The 1231-nt window shown below is 37.4% G+C and carries 1 protein-coding gene and 1 other RNA gene; both read left to right on the top strand.

Features of this window, described 5'->3' with window-relative positions:
* Positions 1–199 precede the first annotated feature (199 nt).
* Positions 200–567: a transfer-messenger RNA gene (gene ssrA / locus DCO56_RS28985) on the top strand.
* A 377-nt stretch (positions 568–944) separates the two neighbouring features.
* Complete coding sequence (gene tnpA / locus DCO56_RS30160; RefSeq protein WP_425444088.1) at positions 945–1145, top strand: IS66 family insertion sequence element accessory protein TnpA; 201 nt, start codon at positions 945–947, stop codon at positions 1143–1145.
* Positions 1146–1231 lie beyond the last annotated feature (86 nt).

Below are 1231 nucleotides of genomic sequence, written 5' to 3'. Positions count from 1 at the left end.
CATATATTAGAAAAATAGGACTCAATCTGCTCAAAAAGGATACATCAAAGGGCTCATTGGTCACAAAGAGACTCAAAGCGGGATGGGAGGATAAGTATCTAATGCAAATTTTTAATCAAATTTAAATACGTTGACCCTGACAAATGATCATGTATTTTGTTGGTTTATCAAAAAAATCATATCTTTGTAACACATAATTGGGGTTGACCGGAATTGACAGGATGGAGACGGTTATGTAAGCATGTAGTGCGTTGTTAGTAGAGCACTTTAATCTGAACTTTCAGAATTATAACTGGCGAAGAAAACTACGCCTTAGCTGCTTAAGTTAGACTTAACATAGCTATTTGTCCCGTTAGATCCTGTTCTTTGGTTTAACATTCGGGGCATCGAACGATAGAACTGGCAAGTGTGATGTTGCTAAGCACTTGTGAGAAACAGCAACTACGGCGTACGGTATAGGTAAGCGACTCACCTTCCCTCGCCCGACAATTAAAGAGAAGCTAAACATGTAGAAAGCGTATACAGTACCATGACTGGACGAGAGTTCGAATCTCTCCAGCTCCACTTGACGGGATAATTGAAAAATTATCCCGTTTTTTTGTATAATCTAAAAATCCCTTTTCCCTCATTTTCATTTGATTACGAACAAAAGGTTCCATAATATACGGAGTTCGATAGATACCATTTTCATAGTATAAAAAGTCGTCGAACACCATTTTAATGAGTTCCTGTTTTTCTATTGTGTTAGCTTCGGTATAAACATAATTTTGGTCTGAAAGGTAAAACAGCTGATCTTGTAACAATGAATAAGTCTTATCTGAATTATGTCTTAATTTATAAATTTGATCTTTTAGAGATTCTTTTTTTATAGTCAGCTCGTTATGCGTATCCGTCCTACCAAGTACATATTGACTTAGGTTCTATCAGTGGTTAGCGTTGTTGCTATGAACAACATTCAAGAAAAACGTGAGCGTATGCTGTCTATGATAGCAGACTGGCAGCAGAGCGGAAAAAGTAAGAAAGCTTACTGCGCGGAAAATGGGATCAACGAAGCGACCTTTTATTATTGGTTTTCGCGCATTAAAGAAAATGACACATCCCGCGCAGGGTCAACGCATTTAAATTTGATTAAAAATTTGCATTAGATACTTATCATCCCATCCCGCTTTGAGTCTCTTTGTGACCAATGAGCCCTTTGATGTATCCTTTTTGAGCAGATTGAGTCCTATTT

It is taken from the genome of Sphingobacterium athyrii, assembly GCF_003071065.1.
Taxonomy (GTDB): Bacteria; Bacteroidota; Bacteroidia; order Sphingobacteriales; family Sphingobacteriaceae; genus Sphingobacterium; species Sphingobacterium athyrii.
Note: the sequence above shows the minus strand (reverse complement) of the source record. Positions and strands in the feature narration are given on the sequence as shown.